Source organism: Nocardia sp. NPDC006044, from assembly GCF_042871115.1.
Lineage (GTDB): Bacteria > Actinomycetota > Actinomycetes > Mycobacteriales > Mycobacteriaceae > Nocardia.
Genome location: NZ_JBIAID010000002.1, coordinates 1,223,860 through 1,242,711, shown reverse-complemented (window position 1 = coordinate 1,242,711; position 18,852 = coordinate 1,223,860). Strand labels below are relative to the sequence as shown.

Below are 18,852 nucleotides of genomic sequence, written 5' to 3'. Positions count from 1 at the left end.
GCCGGTCGAAACGTTGTCCCGGACCCGCGCCGAACTACTCCCGATCGCGCCGGCGGAGCAACTCGTTGACGCTGACGGTGCGGCCGTCCGCGCTGGAGTGCCTGCCTTCGTCCGGCTTGCCGGGGCGGCGGGACGAGCGGAGTCCGGCCATCCAGTCCTCGATGCTGTTGCGGTTCGGGTCGCCGGGATCGGTGTCGGCCGGTTCGGCGGGTGCCGGTTCCGGTGCGGCATGGTGAGCGGTTTGTTCGGCCGGGGGTGGGTTTTCCTGTCGCGGCGCGATGAATTCGGTGTACGCGGGCGGATCCAATGGGGCCAGCGCCGGAGTGGGCTGGGTCGGCTCGAACTTGGCCTCGGGTCGCCGGGTGCCGTCGGCCGGAGCCGATCGAGGCGCCGGAGCCGCGGGCGGTTCGAAGGCGGGCGGGGCCGGCCGCTCGAAAGGCCTCACCGCAGGGGACTCGAACGCCGAGAACGACGACCCCGGTTCGGGCCGCGCGGTACTGATGTCGAACGGCAACGAGGGCGGAGTAGGCCGCGGCCCGGTGGGATCATGCGGGGTCGCCGGGAAGACCGCGGGCGGTTGCGCATTCGGCGTCCCGGTGCCCGAGGGTCCGGTCTGTCGCGGCAGGTTGAGCTCCGACCCGAAACCCGATGGCGGCGTCGGCCGCTGCCGCGTCGGATCGAGCGGCGCGGGCGCCTGCGTCCGGGGCGGCTTCGGCGCGGCGGGCGGCACCTTGTCGAGATGCTTCGTGGGCGCCTCGGCCTCGATCTCCTCCACCGTGCGCGGGCGCCGCGGCTTACGCGGCCGATTGCCGTTGTCGATGGCAGGGATCTGCATGGTGACCGGGTCGGTGATCGGCGTGGTCTTGACCAGGTCGACCACCTCGCCGCCGCCGGGGCGTTCGTCATCGAGGATGGGCTCGCCGAGCCCGATCTTCTGCTGGATCTTCTTCATCCAGGCGGGCGCCCACCAGCAGTCGTCGCCGAGCAGCTTCATCGTGGCCGGCACCAGCAGCATGCGCAGGATGGTGGCGTCGATGAACAGCGCGGCGATCATGCCGTAGGCCAGGTACTGCATCATCACCAGATCCGAGAACGCGAACGCGCCGGTGACCACGAGCAGGATGAGCGCGGCCGCGGTGATGATCCGGCCGGTCTGCGCGGTGCCGATGCGGACGGCCTCGGTGGTCGAGGCGCCTTGCGTGCGCGCCTCCACCATCCGGGACAGCAGGAATACCTCGTAGTCGGTGGACAGACCGTAGATCACCGCGATGATCAGCACCAGCACCGGCGACATGATCGGCTGCGGGGTGAAGTTCAGCAGTCCGGCGCCGTGCCCGTCGACGAAGATCCAGGTCAAAATGCCGAGCGTGGAACCCAATCCGAGCGCACTCATCAGCGCGGCCTTGATCGGCAGCACCAGCGAGCCGAAGGTCAGGAACATCAGCAGCGTGGTGACCAGCAGGACGAGCCCGATCATCAACGGCATCCGGTGCAGCAGCGCGTCGATGCTGTCCTTCTGGATCACCGGCTGCCCGCCGACGTACATGGTCACGCCGTCGGGCACATTGATCGAGCGCAGATAGTCGATGGTCGGATCGGCGTCCTCGGAGTCGGCGAGGGTGGCGCTGGTGCGATAGACCTGATTGTTGGTATTGGAGCGGGACGGCACTTCGAAGGTGCCGTTGAGGCCGGGGGCCTGCTTGGCCTCGGCCCACGCCTTGCCGACGTCGGTGCTGCTGTCCGAGACGAACACCAGCTGGATCGGATCGGATTTGCGCAGCGGGAAGATCGAGTCGAACTTCGCCTGCGCGAGCCGGGTCGAGTTGTCCGGCGGCAGATAGCGCTCGTTGATGCCGCCGAACGCCAGGTTCTTGACCGGAATGATCAACAGCAGCAACAGGATGCAGATCGGGATCGCGATCTTGAGCGGATGCTGCATCACCCATCGGGTGGACTTACCCCAGAAACCGTTCTCCACCTCGTCGGCGGTCTTGGTCTTGCGGAACCGCTTGAGTCCGAACATGTCCACGCGCGGGCCGAGCACGCCGAGCATCGCGGGCAGAATGGTGATCGAGGTGATCGCCGCGAGGGAGACCGTGGCGATGGAGCCGTAGGCGATCGATTTCAGGAAGCCCTGCGGGAACAGCAGCATGCCGCCGAGGCTGGCGATGATCATGGTCGCGGAGAACACGACGGTGCGGCCCGCGGTCATCACCGATCGGCGCACCGCGGCGGGGGTGCTGTACCCCTCGGCGAGTTCCTCGCGGAATCGGCTCACGATGAACAGGCCGTAGTCGATGGCCAGGCCGAGGCCGATCATCGAGACCACCGGCGCGACGAACGAGTTCACCTCGGTGAACCTGGTGATGAACAGCACGATGCCCTGGGCGCCGATCACCGTGAGGCCGCCGACGATCAGCGGCAGCCCGGCCGCGACCAGGCCGCCGAAGATGAAGAACAGCAACACCGCGACGGCGGGGATGGCCAGGATCTCCATCCGGTGCTGGTCCTCGGCCATGGTGTCGTTCAGCGTGCCCGCCACTGCCTGCAGGCCGGCCACCTGCACGTCCACTCCCGGAATGGTGAAGACGTCCTTCACTTTCCGGAAGTTGTTCAGCATCTCGGTGTCGTTGTTGCCCTTGATGGCGATCGAGGCGAACGTGTACTTCTTGTCCTTGGAGCCGAACGTCTGCGGCACGGCCTGGCCGGTTTCGGTTTTCCAGTAGGCGCCGTTGACCTGGGAGATCTCCGGGTACTCGCGCGGCAGCCGGTTCAGGCTGCCGACCACCTTGTCCCGGAAATCGGGATCATCGATCGTCTTACCGTCCGGCGCGGTGTACAGCACGATGACATCGCTGTTGTGGTCGCGCCCGAAGGAGGCGTCCGCGATCCGCGCACCCTGCGACGATTCCGACGTCGGATCGTCCCACCCGCTGGAGCTGAGGTGGTCGCCCAAACCGAGGCCGTACCCGCCCAGCGCTAAGAGCGCGGCCGCGACGATGCCGATGACGCCGAAGCGCAGCTTGTAGACCAGATCGCCCCAGCGTGTGAACACTTAAGCGACTCCTTGCGCTGGGCGAGAGGTGAGCAGCGCCGTGAGCGGCCGGAACGGCTGCAGCCAGGCGCCCTCGTCGGGCAGCGAGTCGAGGCTGACCCTGGGCAGCGGTTCGCGGAACACGCCCGGGATGTCCTCGAGATCGATGAACTCGAGGGTATCGGATGTGACGGCCCAACTGGCATGCTCGCGGAAGCCGAGTACCTGACAAGGTATTCCGCTCGCGGCGAGTTCCTCCAACGGCTCACGGAAGGCCTGGCCGTCGGCCGAGGCGACCATGATGCCCGCCAGTCCGGCACCGCGACTGCGCAGTTCGATGTGCGCGAGCATGTCCGCGTCGACATCGGAGTCCTCGTCGATCTTCGGCTTGGCGAAGACGGCGTAGCCGACGTTGCGCAGCGCCTCGACCCACGGGCGCACCACATCGGCCGTGCCGGGCGCGATGTTGGTGAACACGGTCGCTTCCGGTTCGACCCGGTGCACGCTGCCGACCGACAGTTCGGCCGTGCGAGCCAGCAGCCAACGCCCTAGCGCGTCGAACCGGGGACGGTAGGCCGCCGTCGGCCGGCCGCCGAGAATCGCCCCGAGGCCCATGTCGAGGTTCGGGGCGTCCCACACCAGCAGGACCCGGCGCACGTCCGGCGTAGCGCCACCCAGACCTTCGGCTCCGGTGCCCTGCACCTCCCCGGCAACATCGACCACCTCGTGGGCCATCTCACTGACACTCATAATTCGATCTTCCCCCATATGAGCTCAGTAATGGCGCTACCGGCACGATGTGCCTTACCTTCGAATTTCGTGACGGGCCTTTCGAAACCGATCGGTGCGTTGTCCCGATGGTCCGCGCTGACCCCGCCCGCGGCCTCATTCAGGCCTTTGAGCAGCGGTTCTTCCGCGCCTACCGCGGCAATGTGTTCCGCGTAGTCCGCGTGGTCCGTCGCGACATGCAACACACCGCCCGGTTTTAGTCGATTGGCGATCAACGCAAAAGTCGCGGGCTGCAACAGGCGTCGTTTGTGATGGCGCGCCTTCGGCCATGGATCAGGAAAGAAGACTCGGACGCCAGTCAGCGATTCGGCAGCAACCATGTTTTCCAGCACGTCGACGGCGTCGCCGCGCAGCAGCCGGATGTTGTCGATCTGCTCGCGCTCGATGCGCTGCACCAGCTGGGCGAGGCCGGGCCGGTACACCTCGATGCCGATCAGGTTCAGGTGCGGTTCGGCCTGCGCCATCGCGGCGGTGGCCGTGCCGGTGCCACAGCCGATTTCGACGACCAGGGGTGCTTCCCGGCCGAACCAGGCGGCGGCGTCCAGCGGTTCGTCGGCGACCTCGCGGCCGATCGCCGGCCACATGCGGGCCCACGATTGCTGCTGGGTCGCGGTCAGCGCACCCCGGCGCGACCGGAAGCTGGTTACACGTGGGTAGAGGCGAGAGCCGGTTTTGCTCCTGGGCTCACGCTCGGTCCGGGCCGAACCTGTGGACGGCGGGCCCGGAACTGACTCGGCAGTATTGTTCGCGGCGTCGTTCACGGCGTCCATTGTCCAGCATCGGCGCAGTGGTGCGGCAATCGACTGTTGCTTGCCGTCCAACGGGAGGTCAGGCGGCGCGTGCGCGGTCGATCCTGGCCACCGGCGCGCTCTCCTGCCGGAGCGGGCGGCCGAGGGCGACCTTGGCCGCGGTCACCATCATCGCGTAGAGCCCGCGCGCGCCGGTCAGGGACGCGGCGACCGACCACACGGTGCGGTCGCCCGCGTCGCTCACCGGTTGCCCGCCCAGCCGGTCGGCCAGCCACTCCAGGCTGATCGGAGTGGCCAGCGGCAACAACGAGAAATGCTCGCTCAGCCGGTCGCGGACGTAGGTCACGTGTGCGCCACCGCGCCGGTAGCGCTCGACCTGACCGTCGATGCCGTCCATGTGGATGACCTGGTCGTGCACCGGCTGCACCACCAGCAGCGGGCAGGTCGGCGTCGAATTGCCGAGGCGCAGATCGTCGAACATGGCCTGGAACTCCGGCGTCGCGATCACCTCGTCGAGCGGGCGGCTCAGGAAGTCGTCCATCCGCTTGCCTGCCAGGCCGAAGATGGCGCCGAACGGCGTCGCGGTCTCGGCTCGGGCGACGAACCGGCGGCCGTCCATGGTGAGTTCGTTCTGCAGCATCGCGCCGAGCACCGGATAGAGCCTGCGCAGCGCCGCGATCACGATGGCGGGCAGGCCCGCGTAGCTGGTGCCGTTCAACCGGGCGAAGACCTGGCCGGGATCGCCGACCGGCGCGCCGAGCACGGCGCCGACGATGTCGAGTTCCGGCGCGTAGGCCGGCGCCATCTCCACCATCCAGGCGCTGGCCATGCCGCCGCCGGAGTACCCCCACACCGCGACCCGCGTCTGCGGGCCGAGGCCGAGCGGTGTGAACCGCTGCGCCGCCCGCACGCCGTCGAGCGCGCGATAGCCGGGTTCGCGTGGCGCACCGAAGTTTCCGCGCGGACCCTCGTGATCGGCGATGCTGACCGCCCAGCCGCGGCGCAGTGCGTTCGCGACGAGCAGCCACTCGAACTGGGTGACCGAGCCGAGCGCGCGGGCGCCGTAGCGCAAAGCATAAGAAGGAAAGCATTTCTCGGTGACCGCGTCCATCGCGGTCTGAAAGGCCAACAGCGGCCGGTCTTCTCGTGGATCGGCGTCCAGCGGCAGCAGCACCGTGGTGATCGCCGCCTCCGGCGTCCCGTGCATGTCGCAGCTGCGGTAGAGCAGCTGCCAGGCCGAGACCTGCTGGGGCACAACGCCGAACAGTGCGAGCTCGATCTTGCGGCTGCGCAGGACGGTGCCGGGCGGCTTGGCGGCGAAACCCTTGGGCGGGCGATGGAACGGGTCGTTGCTCGGCAGCAGCGGTTTCCCGTCCGCTAGGGCGGGCTCCGTATCGGCAGTGCCGATGACATCAGTAGTCATCGCGACCTCCTCATCAGTGCGGCCTCGCGCATCCGCGGCTCGCAAGCGCTCTGTGAGGTCGGTTGCCGTATTCGAAAAGCAAAGTTGCGCACCAACTATGGCGCCGACCACTTGAATGCAGGGTAAATGACCGGTAGCGGGTCTGGGAAGCCCGCTCGTTCCGGGCCCGCCGCACTAGACTGCGCGGTATGGGCAGACCGTCAGTGTTCATCACCGGCGCCGCGGCCGGAATCGGCCAGGCGACGGCCCTGCTTTTCGCTGCGCAGGGCTATCACGTCGGCGCCTTCGACATCGATGAGGTCGGGCTGACCAGGCTCGCGGCCGAGATCGCCGGCGCGGGGGGCAGCGTGCACACCGCTGTCCTCGATGTGACGAACGCCACCCAGTGGGCCGAGCGGCTCGCCGAATTCCACGCCGCCGCCGGGCGGCTGGACATCCTGGTCAACAACGCGGGCATCCTGCGCGCGGGCCCGTTCGAAGCCATCACACTGCCCGCCCATCAGGCGATCATCGAGGTCAACCTGGGCGGTGTGCTCACCGGCACGCACGCCGCGTTCGGCTATCTGCGCGACACCCCCGGCGCCCAGGTGGTGAACCTGTGCTCGGCGTCGGCGATCTACGGCCAGCCCGAGCTCGCCAGCTATGGCGCGAGCAAGGCCGCGGTCAAAAGCCTCACGGAGGCACTGGATCTCGAATGGGAACGGCACGACATCCGGGTGATCGCCATCTGGCCGCTGTTCGTCGACACCGCGATGGTCGACGGCGTGCAGACCGGGACGACCAAGTCGCTCGGCGTGCGGCTCACCGCCGAGGACGTCGCCGCGGGCATCTGGGACGCGACGCGCAAGCGCGGCCGGCTGCCGCGGGTGCACTACGAGATCGGCGCCCAGGCAAAGGTCCTGGCGGCCGCCGCCAAGTACGCGCCGAACTGGGCCGTGCGCACCGTCAACAAATACTTCAGCGGTACCTGACCGGTCGCCACCTCCCGCGGCGCGTCTTCTGCAAGAATTGCGCACCGTAAAGGGGGTGCAACATGCCGACAGGCACCGAGTCCGACGGGCCGCTGCGCGAACGTGGGGTACCCGCGCGCGAACACGACCAGCTCGACCGGCTGCTCGCCGACCTGCGGTTCGGGACGGGGCGGGACAAGCAGATCGGCTACGCCGCGGGTAACGCCGTCAGCGCTTGGCGCACACCGCCGCGGATCCAGGTGATGGGCCGTGCGCGCGCGGGCCGCACGACGGTGTCGCAGGCGCTCGCGCTGATGTCGGCGGTGGAGACCGGTCCGGTCGACGAACCGGGCATGCCCGATCCGGAGTTCGACGCGGACATCGTCATCTACGTGCTGTCCGCCGCACCCTCGCCCGCGGATCGCCGGGTGCTCGCCACGCTGCCGCCGGAGCGCACCATAGTGGTGCTGAACAAGGCGGACGCGATCGGCGCGCGTTGGGCCGACGCGGTCGCCGCCGCCGACCAGTACGCCCGCGAGGTCGGCGCCGCCGTGCTTCCGGTGGTCGCCTCGCTCGCCCTGCGCACCCGCGCGGGCGCGATGACCGACGCGGATCTGGCCTCGCTGCGCAGGCTGGCCGCGAATACCGATGCCGCGCTGATGCTTTCGCCGGACCTGTTCGTCGGACCCGGACCGGACCTGGCCGGTCGCGAACAGCTGCTGCGGCGCTGGGACCTGTACGGGGTAAGCTGCGCGCTGGCCGCGCTCGCCTGCGATCCGGAGCTCGCGCCGCAGACGCTGCTGCAAATCCTGCACGCCGCCAGCGGAATCGACGCGGTGCACCAGCTGCTGCACCGCCGTTACGAGCAGGTCTCCGCGCTGCGCGGCGGCGAACTCCTCGACGAACTCACCCGGCTCGCGGCGCGCGCGGTTCCGGCGGAGGGCAGCACGGCCCGAGACGCCTTGGAGGCGTATCTATTCGGCGACGACGCTCGCTGGCTCGGTTTGTGCGCGGGCCTGGCGCATCCCGCCGTCGCTCATCTCGCGGCCGGTTATCCGGCTCCCGCGCCGGCCGACGCCGATGACGCGATGGCCCGGGCCGCCCGCTGGCGGGCCGTCGTCTCCAGCGACATGCCGCCCGCCGCCCGCCGTGCCGCGTTGCGCGTGCACAACGGCTACATCCGACTATGGGAACGGATGAGCAGTGCCGGGCTCTGACTCCCCGCCCGGGGCGGACCGGCCGCTCGAACTGCCCGCCGACGCGATCCCGTCCGACCCCGCGGATCGATCCGTCCGCCCACCGCCCGAGGTGGAAGCCGTTGTGGCACGGTGGAATCCGCAAGGAATCGCGCTGCTGCGCGCGGTCGAGGGAGCGGGCGCCGCCGGTGCGGTCACGTTGATCGGGCCCGCCGACGCCAACACCACGTTGCTGCGCACCGAGCTGGCCCGGTTCGAGCCGCGCATCGGTCTCGCGGACCCGGTGGCCGACGCGAACGCCGCGGTGGAGACCACCGCACCGTCGGGCACCGCGCCGTCACCGGTCGCGCTGATCCTGTTGGACGCGGGCACCACCATCGGCGCCGACACCCTGCGCGTCGTGCACCGCCTGCGCTCGGACGGGACCCGGATCCTGCTCGCCATGAACGGCATTCACGCCTATCAGGATTGGCGCTCGGTGCGGGCGCGCAACCTGGAACTGCTGGCCGCGCAGGGCGCGGTCGAGCTGGACATCCTGCCGGTGTCCGCGCGGCTCGCGGCGGCGGCGCGCACCGCGGGCGACGCGGGTCTGCTGGACCGGTCCGGGCTCGGCGCGCTGCACGCGGCCTTGGCCGCGGCCGCCGCCGGCGCGGAGGCCGAGGGCGGCGGGCGGCTCGCGGCGGTCACCGCGCGGGTGCTCGCCGACACCAGGCAGCGGGTCACCGAACAGGTGAGCGCGCTGCACTCCGGCGCCGAGACGGCCAGGCTGCGCGAGGAGCGCGCCGTGCTGCTGGCCGGCCGCGACGGCGGCCGGGCCACCGCCATGTCCACCCTGCGCGGCCAGCTGCACCTGGCCCGGGTCGACCTGATGACCGAGGTCGGCGCCCGGATCCGGGCGCTGCACACGGCGACCCGCGCCGACCTCGACCGGATGCGCCGCCGCGAGCTCGGCACCTACCCCGAGCGGTTGCAGCACGCCGCCACCGAACTGACCGGCGCCGTCGACCTCGCCATCGACCAGCGCCTGGCCGAACTCACCGCGCACATCGACGGCGTCCTCGAACCCGGAAGCAGCCAGCCGCTGCGCCGCCGCGACCCCGCGCCGCGGGTCGGACCCGACCCCGATCCGCGGCACCGTGGTGTCGAAGATCACCTCATGATCGCGCTCGGCGCGTCGGCGGGTGTCGGCCTCGGCCGACTGTTGGTTTCGCCACTTTCGCTGGTGCCCGCGCTGGATTTCGCGAGCGTCCCGGTGACCCTGCTGCTCGGCGCCGGCGCGGCCGGCTGGGTGGTGCGGGCGCGTGGGCAGCTGGCCGATCGCGCGCACGTGCGCCAGTGGGTGTCCGACGCGCTGATCAATGTAAAAGCCCAGCTCGAGCAGCGAGTGGCGACCGCGCTGGTGGAAACTGAGACGGTGCTGGCCGACCGGGTCGTGCAGGTGAGCACCACCCGCATGGTGGAAACCGATCGCCGAGTAGCCGAACTCGAAGCCCGTTTACGGCGGATGGTCGCCGAACAACCGGGGCAGCTGGCGGCATGCGAACGGGATATCGCGATCCTCGACCGTTGGATCACGGGTTGATTAACTCATAAGAATGGGTACATAGTGACGAACCCGATTCAGTACCGGTCGTCACATCGCGTTAACCTCTAATCAGGAACTTGGGCGTCCGCTAAGTCCTCGTCCGCCGTCCAGCCGGGGCGCGCTTTCGACTGGTCGTAGCGGGTGCCTTCCCGCCAATGGTGGCGCTCGGTGTGTTCGCGCTGGTCAACGGGCCTTGGGGCCAGGCGGCGACGCATCGTAGGGACCGCCCATCTCAGGAGAGTTTTCATGACTTCAGCGACCATTCCTGGTCTTCGTGGATCCGACGGTAAACAGCCGACCGAACACAGCGAACTACTCGCCTGGGTACAGGAAGTCGCCGAACTCACTCAGCCGGAGCGAGTGGTCTGGGCCGACGGGTCCGACGAAGAATGGGACCGCCTGACCGCGCAGCTGGTCGAGGCGGGCACCTTCAAGCAGCTCGATCCGAAGAAGAAGCCCAATTCCTTCCTCGCGCTCTCCGATCCCTCCGATGTGGCCCGGGTGGAGTCGCGCACCTACATCTGTTCCAAGAGCGAGGCCGACGCGGGCCCGACCAACAACTGGGTCGACCCCGCCGAGATGCGCGCCACCATGACCGAGCTCTACCGGGGCTCGATGAAGGGCCGCACGCTGTACGTGGTGCCGTTCTGCATGGGCCCGCTCGGCGCCGAGGACCCCAAGCTCGGCGTGGAGATCACCGACTCGGAATACGTCGTCGTCTCGATGCGCGTGATGACCCGGATGGGTAAGGCCGCGCTGGAGAAGCTCGGCACCGACCGCCCGTTCGTGAAGGCCCTGCACTCGGTCGGCGCGCCGCTGGCCGAGGGCGAGGCCGATGTGCCGTGGCCGTGCAACGACACCAAGTACATCACCCACTTCCCGGAGGACCGCGAGATCTGGAGCTACGGCTCCGGCTACGGCGGCAACGCGCTGCTCGGCAAGAAGTGCTATTCGCTGCGCATCGCCTCGGCCATGGCGCACGACGAGGGCTGGCTGGCCGAGCACATGCTGATCCTCAAGCTGATCTCGCCGGAGAACAAGGCCTACTACATCGCCGCCGCGTTCCCCAGCGCCTGCGGCAAGACCAACCTCGCGATGATCCAGCCGACCGTCCCCGGCTGGCGGGCCGAGACCCTCGGTGACGATATCGCCTGGATGCGTTTCGGCAAGGACGGCCGGCTCTACGCGGTGAACCCGGAGTACGGCTTCTTCGGCGTCGCGCCCGGCACCAACCACAGCTCCAATCCGAACGCCATGGCCACCATGGAGGCGGGCAACACCGTCTACACCAACGTCGCGCAGACCGACAACAACGACGTGTGGTGGGAGGGCCTGGAGGGCGAGCCCGATCACCTGATCGACTGGAAGGGCAACGACTGGTTCCTGCGGGAGACCGAAACCCTTGCCGCCCACCCGAACTCGCGTTACTGCACGCCGATGTCGCAGTGCCCCACGCTGGCTCCCGAGTGGGACGACCCGCAGGGTGTGCCGATCTCGGCCATCCTGTTCGGCGGTCGCCGCAAGACCACCATTCCGCTGGTCACCGAGTCCTTCGACTGGCAGCACGGCGTGTTCATGGGCGCCACGCTCTCGTCGGAGCAGACCGCCGCGGCCGAGGGCAAGGTCGGCACCGTGCGCCGCGACCCGATGGCCATGATCCCGTTCATGGGCTACCACGTCGGTGACTACCTGAACCACTGGATCACCCTCGGCAAGAACGCCGACGCGAACAAGCTGCCGAAGATCTTCTACGTCAACTGGTTCCGGCGCGGCGCCGACGGCCGCTTCCTGTGGCCCGGATTCGGCGAGAACTCCCGCGTGCTGGAGTGGATCGTCGGCCGCGTCGAGGGTTCGGCCGAGGCCACCGCCACCGCGGTCGGCAACGTCCCCGTCGCCGCCAACCTCGACCTCGACGGGCTGAAGGTCGACCCCGACGACGTCGACGAGGCGCTCAAGGTCGACGCCGCCGAATGGCGCAAGGAGATCCCGCTCATCGAGGAATGGTTCGAATTCGTCGGCGACAAACTCCCCTCCGGCGTCCGCGACGAGTTCGAGGCCCTGAAAGAACGCCTCGGCTGACCCCCGGAACCCCCGACCGCCCGCACCGTCACCCGACGCTGCGGGCGGTTCCTTTTGTGCCCCAACACTTTCCACTGAATGGCGCGCGCACCGTTTGAATCGCGGGCCGCCGGATACACAAATCATGTGCCTACGGCCAACTTTAGGCACCAGCGAGTGGCACATGGCGGAGTGGGCTCCTGTGACCTTTGTTGCATCCATGTGCCACTCGTTGCACACTCCACTCGTCGGCCTCAATACTGACGTCCAACTGCGAAGCTGGCTCAACGAATCCAAGGCGATCGCGCGCATAGCGAATCCCTAGGGATTCGGAGTTGCATATCTGCCATGCATCTCGATGCGCTCGAGACTGAGTTACCTGCCGCGAGTGAGCTTGTGGAGAATCGCGAATTCGTTGAGCGGGTTATTCGGGGCGTGCTGGCAAGCAAGCGGATTATTCGGGGAATGGGGCGAGGCGGATCAGGTGGAGTAGGCCGGTGTGGGTGTTCAGCCAGCGGGTTCGGCCTTGGGGCATGGCCTTGGCCTCGGTGGTGAGGGCATTGATCATGTGTTTGCTGAAGTTGTGGCGGGGGTGGAGTTGGAGAAGTTCGGTGACCCAGGCTGGGTCGAGTTCGCTTATGCGGGCGCCGATTACGTCGGCGGAGGCGCCGGCGTAGATGAAGCGGCCGGGGATGCTCAGGTCGTCGTTGCCGTTGCCGGGGGTTATGTGGGTGGTGATGGCGGTGCCTATGGTCCGGGCTTGCTCAGGGGTGGCTCCGGCGTCGGCGACGAAGCGAGCGGCGCGTTCGGCGCCGGTGACGGCGAAACAGCTTCCGGGCGTGGGGTGTTCGAGTTGTAGATCGTGCAGTAGGCAGGAGACGTAGACGAGTTCGTCGTCGTAGCGTGCACCGTCCAGATCGGCGAGGACCCGGCCGAAGAAGTAGGTGCGGTAGGAGTGGGCGCGGACGTGTATCGAAAGTGACTCGCGCGCTTCGGTTTCCGCTGCCCGGGCGAGGGCGGAGTCGGGTAGCCGGAGGCCGGCGAATTCGAGGCGTCCCGCCCCGCGGCGGCCGGCGGCGAGGCGGGCGCGGTCGGCGAGCAGCGCCGGCAGCGAGCGGGTCACGGTAACCATGAGCCCCCGGCGTTGTCTGCCCGAAAGCGCCCCACGTGTCCTGGTCGCCCAGTCCCCATCCATACCGGCGGTCATCGGCAGTCCTCTCGCTCGCTCATGACTCGAGTCCAGTCAAACGCGTGCCGGCCTCGGAAGGTAAGTGGCAGGCATGACAGTAACCCTCGGATTTATGCCAAACTGACGGCATGCAGCAGGTCGTCGCGCTCGCCTTGGATGGCGTCATGGCCTATGACCTCGCCTGCGCTGTTCAGGTGTTCCGGCATGGCCCGGGGAAGTTCGGTGCGCCGGTGGGATTTCAGATGGAGACCTGTGGGGTGCGGCCCGGTCCGGTGTGGACGCCGAACGGGTTCGGTCTCGAGGTCGAACACGGGTTGGAGGCGTTGGCGTCCGCCGACATCGTGGTGGTGCCCGGAATCGGATTGCCGACGTTGCCTCCGGCGGAGGAGGCACTTGCGGCACTGCGTGCCGCGGCGGCCCGGGGCGCGACCATGGTGAGCATTTGCGTCGGCGCGTTCATTCTGGCGCGGGCGGGATTGCTGGACGACCGGCCCGCCACGACACACTGGGCGTACTGCGACGAATTCGCCGATCTGTTCCCCGCCGTCAAGCTCGATCCGACCGCTCTCTATGTGGACGACGGCGACGTCCTGACCTCCGCCGGCCTGTCGGCCGGGCTGGATCTGTGCCTGCACATCGCCCGCCGGGAACTGGGCGCCGGCCCGGCGGCGGAATTGGCGCGCTGGAACGTCACCCCACCGCACAGGGCCGGTGGCCAGGCGCAATACATTCCGGATGCGTTGGCCGGCAGCGGCTTCCACGGCGCGCTGGCCGCGACCATGGCCTGGGCGGTCGAGAACCCCGCTGCGGCACCGGACGTTTCGGCATTGGCCGCGCACGCGCACATGAGCGAGCGCACTTTCATCCGCCGGTTCAAAGCGGAGGTCGGCAGCACCCCGCGTCGCTGGCTGGACGCGCAGCACACGGTGCGGGCCCGCGAACTGCTCGAAACCACCGACCTGCCAATCGAAGTGGTGGCGACCCGGTCCGGCTTCGGTAGCGTGACCGCGCTGCGCACGCATCTGCGGGCGGCGACCGGTTCGACCCCGGCGGACTATCGCCGAGCATTGCGCCACTGATGGGTCGGTGCGGCACTTGCGTCAGGAGAACGCGGCGGCGCACAGGCTTTCATTACGCCGGTCGCCAATTCCGGTGTATACCAACCAGTCGCGACCACGCCGATACCGCATTTCATGACGGATCATTCTTCACCGTTATGGCGTGTTTCCCGCCGCGCGAACCCACTGTTGTGGTGCTATTGGTAATGGTCGGTGTGCACAGGTCGCGAGCACCCTAGGTTTGCCGAAGTTCGATATGGGGTAGTTGCCCAGTGTGCGAGATTTGCGCACAAGTGGCTTATGCTTGCCGTGTTCTTGGTCTCATGACCTACCAGTCCGATTGCTAACTGTTAACTGATCGACTGAACTACTTCCCTATCGACATCGGGTTTCCGCGATGCTCGCGGCGAACGATGGCATCGACGCGCGAGAGGTGGTTGGAGCATGACCGATCTGGAGACCGGGGCGTCCATCACGCCCCTGGTTGCCGGCTTCGAACTGGCGACCGCTAGCACGCCGCTGCGCCGCGCTGCCGGGCGTTTGCAGGCCGTCCTGCCCCCGGGCTGGCGCGTCGAGATCGTCGACGCGCCGAGCCTCACGGGCCGCGACAGCGAGCCCGTCCTGCGGGTGGTTATGCCGACCGACTGATCAGCCTGCCCAGCCCATGGGCATGAGCAGCGACTTCTGCTCGCAGAAGGAGTCGAGGCCCTCCGGGCCGTTTTCGCGGCCGAGTCCGGAATTCTTGTAGCCGCCGAACGGTGAGCTCGGATCGAACGCGTACCAGTTGATCGCGTACGTCCCGGTCCGCACGCGCGCGGCGATCTCCGCGCCGTGCTCGACATCCGCGGTCCACACCGAGCCGGCCAGGCCGTACACCGAATCGTTGGCGATCGCCACGGCCTCGTCCTCGGTGTCGTACGGAATCACCGACAGCACCGGGCCGAAGATCTCCTCCTGCGCGATGGTCGACTTGTTGTCCACATCGGCGAAGATCGTCGGCTCGACGTACCAGCCGCGATCCAGTCCCTCGGGACGGCCGCCGCCCAGCGCGACCCGCGCGCCCTCCGCCTTGCCCTTGGCGATGTACCCCTCGACCCGATCGCGCTGGCGCTCCGAGATCAGCGGGCCCAGTTGCACGGCCGGATCGTTGGGGTCGCCGACCTTCATCGTCTGCACGTGGTCGACCAGCGCGTCCAGGATTTCGTCGTACCGGCCGCGCGGCGCGAGGATGCGGGTCTGCGCGACGCAACCCTGCCCGCTGTTCATCAAACCGGCGAACGCGAGCACCGGGATGCTCGCGATATCCATGTCCGGCAACAGGATTGCCGCGGACTTGCCGCCGAGTTCGAGCGAGACGCTCTTGAGCTGTCCGGTGGCGATCGCGCCGATCTTCTTGCCGACGGCGGTGCTGCCGGTGAAGGTGACCTTGTCCACGCCGGGATGCGAGACCAGGTATTCGGCGGCCTCGGCTTCGGCGGGCAGTACCGAGAGCACGCCCTCGGGCAGGCCGGCCTCGGTGAAGATGTCGGCGAGCATGTTGGCCGTGATCGGGGTCAGCGGAGCGGGTTTGAGCACCACGGTGCAGCCCGCCAGCAACGAGGGGGCGAGCTTGTTGGCCGCGAGGAACAGCGGCACGTTCCAGGCGGTGACCGCCGCGACGACGCCTCGCGGTTCCCGGGTGACCCGCGAGGTGCCGAACAGTCCGGTGCGAGTTTCGCTCCAGGGGAACGACTTCGCCAGCCCGGCGCACGCGTCGAGCGCGGCCACGGCGGGGATCTGATTGAGCGTCATCGCGATCATCTGCGGAGCACCCATTTCCGCGGTGAGCGCGGCGACCAGATCGGCCGAGCGTTCCTCGATCAGCCGGGCCGCCCTGGTGAGCACCTGGGCCCGCTCCTCCGGCGGGGTGGACGGCCAGGGACCCTGGTCGAAGGCGTGGCGGGCCGCGGCTACCGCCGCGTCGACGTCGGCGCGAGTGACCGCGGGGACGCTGCCCACCGGCTCGACCGTGGCCGGCGAGATGACCTGAACGCGCTCGGCGGTGGCTGGCGCGGTCCAGCGGCCGCCGATGAACAAGCTGTCGTAATGCATGAGAACACGTTACAGTTTTGCCGTCGGGTTGTCTGTAACATGTTTCAGTTTTACCTCCGAGCCGTCCCGCTGATCAGGACGAATCCCAACCTGTCGGTTCGCTTTTCGTAGAACGCACTATTGCGTTCTGTTGCTGGAAAGAGGATGCTGTAGCTACTGATCAGCTCGCTCGATTCCTGAACCGATTCCACCATTGGGGAGCCCGAGTCATGGCGGTGCAAGTGGTCGACCGATCGTTGATGACCAGCGATCAAACCGAGCATCAAGCGAAGAGCGTTGGTGCGGGCGGATGGGTGGTCTCCTTCCTACCCGGCCGCACGCTGACCATCGAGCAAGCCACCGCGGCCATGCAGGCCGCCGAGGCCGTCGCCGCCGTCGGGGCGCTGGCCGATCAAGTCGGGTTGACCACGCTGGAAACCGTCGGACTGGCCATTCAGGAGTCCCCGTGGTCCCGTCCGCCGCACGAACCGTGCGGCAGGCGTACCTGGCGCCGAGGCTGGCTGGAACGGTAGAGCTACTTCTTGGTAGCCACCACGACTAGATTGCTCACCAGTAGCTCCCGCACGAACGGGACCCGGACCAGCCACCAGGCCCAGCGCGGGTGATACCGCGGGAAGACCGTCCGCACGTCGGCGGAAGTGCCCGCCGCCCAGCGCAACCCGTCCGACGCACGCACCGCGAACAACGACGTGCCGAACCGATTCTTCGGTTCCTTCCCCAGCTTGCGCCGGTACCGGCGCGCGGCGTACTCGCCACCGAGGTAATGCCACGGCCCGGTCTCGTGCCCGCCGAACGGCCCGTGCCACACCGTGTAGGACAACACGATCAGCCCACCCGGCCTGGTCACCCGCACCATCTCGTCCGCCATCCGCCACGGCTCGGCCACGTGCTCGGCCACATTCGACGAGAAGCAGATGTCCACCGCGTCGTCGCGGAACGGCAACGCCATCCCCGAGCCGCGCACCGCGCCCGCCACCGACAACCCCGCCGCGTGCATCTCCGACGGATCGGGTTCGACCGGAATGTATCGCGCACCCGTCCGCGCGAACTCGTCCGCGAAATACCCCGGACCGCCGCCGACATCCAGGATTGTCGCTCCGGCCAGGCTCGTGCCCGTGACGTCGGTGTAGAAATCGCCGATCATCGCCGCGCTGTCCTCGGCCAGGCCGCCGTAGAACACCGCCGGATCGGTCTGCTCGAACCGGAAACTACCGAGCAGCCGCAGCGACCGGCGCAGCGTCGCCCGGCGCGCGAACCGGGGCGCGCGCGAACCATGGGCGGGCGTTTCTTCGGCTTTCAACACGGCGCCGAGTCTCGCATAACGGCGGGGGATCGCGATGCGCACCGGTCGGTGCCCGGCTTGCGCGCCGATGCTCGGGTTAGGGTGTAGCGCGATATCCGACGATCCCGACCGGGACCACCTGACCGAGAGAAGCTCGACCGTGCGCGAAGTCCTCCTGCTGTGCTGGCGAGACACCGGGCACCCGCAGGGCGGCGGCAGCGAACGATACCTCGAACAGGTCGGCGCGCAGCTCGCCGCACGCGGGGTCAAAGTCACCCTGCGCACCGCCCGCTACCCGGGGGCGCCGAAACGCGAACGCCTCGACGGCATCGACATCAGCCGGGCGGGCGGGCGCTTCTCCGTCTACCCGCGGGCGCTGGGCGCGATGGCGCTCGGCCGGCTCGGCCTCGGACCGTTGCGCGGCCTGCGGCCCGACGCGGTGATCGACACTCAAAACGGCATCCCGTTCTTCGCCACGGCCGCCACCAAGGCGCCCGCGGTCGTGCTGGTGCACCACGGGCACCGGGAACAGTGGCCGGTGGCGGGCCGGTTGGTCGGCCGGATCGGCTGGTGGATCGAGTCGCGGGTGTCGCCGCGGGTGCATCGGCGCAACCAATACCTGACCGTCTCGCTGCCCTCGGCCGAGGAACTGGCCACGCTCGGCGTCGACCAGTCCCGGATCGCGGTGGTCCGCAACGGCGCCGAACCGGTGCCCGCCGACGCGCCGACCGGGGCCGCCGAAACCCGCACCGAGAACCCGCGCATCGTGGTGCTGTCGCGGCTGGTGCCGCACAAGCAGATCGAGGACGCGCTCGCCGTGGTCGCGCGACTACGCACCCGCGTTCCCGGCCTGCACCTCGACGTGATCGGCGACGGATGGTGGGCCGGCAACCTGAAGGCCGACGCGCACCGGCTCGGCATCGCCGACGCCGTCACCTTCCACGGGCACGTCGGGGAACGGCGTAAGCACGAATTGCTTTCCCGCGCTTGGGTACACGTGCTGCCCTCGCGGAAGGAAGGCTGGGGTCTGGCGGTCATCGAGGCCGCGCAGCACGGCGTGCCGACGATCGGTTACCGCAGTTCGCGCGGACTCACCGATTCCATCGTCGACGGGGTCACCGGTGTGCTGGTCGATGACGTCGCCCAATTGTCCGACGCGGTAGGCGAATTGCTCGACGATCGTGCCGCGCGCACGGTCATGGGCGAGAAGGCGCGCTCGCGGGCACGTGAATTCTCCTGGGAGCAAACGGGAAACGGTGTGTACGAAGTGCTGGCGGCAGTTGCCCGCGGTGAGCACTCCGCCGGACTGATCGCCCCCCGCCCCACGCCCCACCCACTGAACCCGGGCTCGTAAATCTGCGAGCTCCAGCAGAAGGTGACGGCCCGCCGCGTACGTCGCCGATGGGGCATCATCCAGTCGTCACTCGGAAAATGTCTCGGCCAAGTCC

Annotated in this window: 15 protein-coding genes; 8 read left to right on the top strand and 7 right to left on the bottom strand. The window is 68.5% G+C overall.

All coding sequences use genetic code 11. The features are described 5' to 3' along the window. Positions 1-34: 34 nt before the first annotated feature. The 4 genes from ACFYO1_RS23255 to ACFYO1_RS23240 are packed head-to-tail and all read right to left on the bottom strand — an operon-like array spanning position 35 to position 5,995. A complete protein-coding gene (locus tag ACFYO1_RS23255; RefSeq protein WP_387234477.1) occupies positions 35-3,055 on the bottom strand; it encodes an MMPL family transporter in 3,021 nt (1,006 codons plus the stop codon). Then, positions 3,056-3,784: an NYN domain-containing protein gene (locus tag ACFYO1_RS23250; protein ID WP_191093746.1), complete on the bottom strand. Its 729-nt coding sequence runs from the start codon at positions 3,782-3,784 to the stop codon at positions 3,056-3,058. Beyond that, positions 3,781-4,593, bottom strand: a complete 813-nt coding sequence (trmB, locus tag ACFYO1_RS23245) for a tRNA (guanosine(46)-N7)-methyltransferase TrmB (protein WP_387234474.1) — start codon at positions 4,591-4,593, stop codon at positions 3,781-3,783. The genes ACFYO1_RS23250 and trmB overlap by 4 nt, the downstream gene beginning before the upstream one ends. 58 nt (positions 4,594-4,651) lie before the next feature. Continuing rightward, positions 4,652-5,995: a lipase family protein gene (locus ACFYO1_RS23240; protein WP_387234472.1), complete on the bottom strand. Its 1,344-nt coding sequence runs from the start codon at positions 5,993-5,995 to the stop codon at positions 4,652-4,654. A 188-nt stretch (positions 5,996-6,183) separates the two neighbouring features. Between ACFYO1_RS23240 and ACFYO1_RS23235 the strand changes: the two genes are divergently transcribed. The 4 genes from ACFYO1_RS23235 to ACFYO1_RS23220 all read left to right on the top strand — a co-directional run bounded on the left by ACFYO1_RS23235 (position 6,184) and on the right by ACFYO1_RS23220 (position 11,805). Continuing rightward, complete coding sequence (locus tag ACFYO1_RS23235; protein WP_387234469.1) at positions 6,184-6,966, top strand: SDR family oxidoreductase; 783 nt, start codon at positions 6,184-6,186, stop codon at positions 6,964-6,966. 62 nt (positions 6,967-7,028) lie between these two features. Beyond that, the gene (locus tag ACFYO1_RS23230; protein WP_387234466.1) at positions 7,029-8,162 is read left to right on the top strand and encodes a hypothetical protein; all 1,134 of its coding nucleotides are present in this window, start codon (positions 7,029-7,031) and stop codon (positions 8,160-8,162) included. Continuing rightward, positions 8,149-9,723: a hypothetical protein gene (locus ACFYO1_RS23225; protein WP_387234463.1), complete on the top strand. Its 1,575-nt coding sequence runs from the start codon at positions 8,149-8,151 to the stop codon at positions 9,721-9,723. The genes ACFYO1_RS23230 and ACFYO1_RS23225 overlap by 14 nt, the downstream gene beginning before the upstream one ends. Before the next feature lie 249 nt (positions 9,724-9,972). Next, complete coding sequence (locus tag ACFYO1_RS23220; RefSeq protein WP_387234460.1) at positions 9,973-11,805, top strand: phosphoenolpyruvate carboxykinase (GTP); 1,833 nt, start codon at positions 9,973-9,975, stop codon at positions 11,803-11,805. A gap of 433 nt (positions 11,806-12,238) precedes the next feature. On the opposite strand, the gene ACFYO1_RS23215 is transcribed toward ACFYO1_RS23220, so the two are convergent. After that, complete coding sequence (locus ACFYO1_RS23215) at positions 12,239-12,991, bottom strand: phosphohydrolase (protein ID WP_387234457.1); 753 nt, start codon at positions 12,989-12,991, stop codon at positions 12,239-12,241. 110 nt (positions 12,992-13,101) lie between these two features. Between ACFYO1_RS23215 and ACFYO1_RS23210 the strand changes: the two genes are divergently transcribed. Together ACFYO1_RS23210 and ACFYO1_RS23205 are read left to right on the top strand one after the other, a co-directional pair. After that, on the top strand, positions 13,102-14,052 hold the full coding sequence (locus ACFYO1_RS23210; protein ID WP_387234454.1) for a GlxA family transcriptional regulator: 951 nt from the start codon (positions 13,102-13,104) through the stop codon (positions 14,050-14,052). 423 nt (positions 14,053-14,475) lie between these two features. Beyond that, complete coding sequence (locus tag ACFYO1_RS23205; RefSeq protein WP_150400225.1) at positions 14,476-14,679, top strand: hypothetical protein; 204 nt, start codon at positions 14,476-14,478, stop codon at positions 14,677-14,679. Here the strand turns inward: ACFYO1_RS23205 and ACFYO1_RS23200 are convergent, their stop codons facing one another. Continuing rightward, positions 14,680-16,122 carry an aldehyde dehydrogenase gene (locus ACFYO1_RS23200; RefSeq protein ID WP_387234452.1) on the bottom strand — a complete coding sequence of 481 codons (1,443 nt, stop codon included), beginning with the start codon at positions 16,120-16,122 and terminating at the stop codon, positions 14,680-14,682. Between the two features lie 209 nt (positions 16,123-16,331). Between ACFYO1_RS23200 and ACFYO1_RS23195 the strand changes: the two genes are divergently transcribed. Then, positions 16,332-16,634, top strand: coding sequence for a hypothetical protein (locus ACFYO1_RS23195; protein WP_387234449.1), 303 nt, complete (start codon positions 16,332-16,334; stop codon positions 16,632-16,634). A 2-nt stretch (positions 16,635-16,636) separates the two neighbouring features. Here the strand turns inward: ACFYO1_RS23195 and ACFYO1_RS23190 are convergent, their stop codons facing one another. After that, positions 16,637-17,425 carry a class I SAM-dependent methyltransferase gene (locus ACFYO1_RS23190; RefSeq protein ID WP_387234446.1) on the bottom strand — a complete coding sequence of 263 codons (789 nt, stop codon included), beginning with the start codon at positions 17,423-17,425 and terminating at the stop codon, positions 16,637-16,639. A gap of 139 nt (positions 17,426-17,564) precedes the next feature. Here ACFYO1_RS23190 and ACFYO1_RS23185 point away from each other — a divergent pair, with 139 nt between their 5' ends. After that, entirely contained in the window at positions 17,565-18,758 is a 1,194-nt protein-coding gene (locus ACFYO1_RS23185) for a glycosyltransferase family 4 protein (RefSeq protein ID WP_387234443.1), read from the top strand. Positions 18,759-18,852 lie beyond the last annotated feature (94 nt).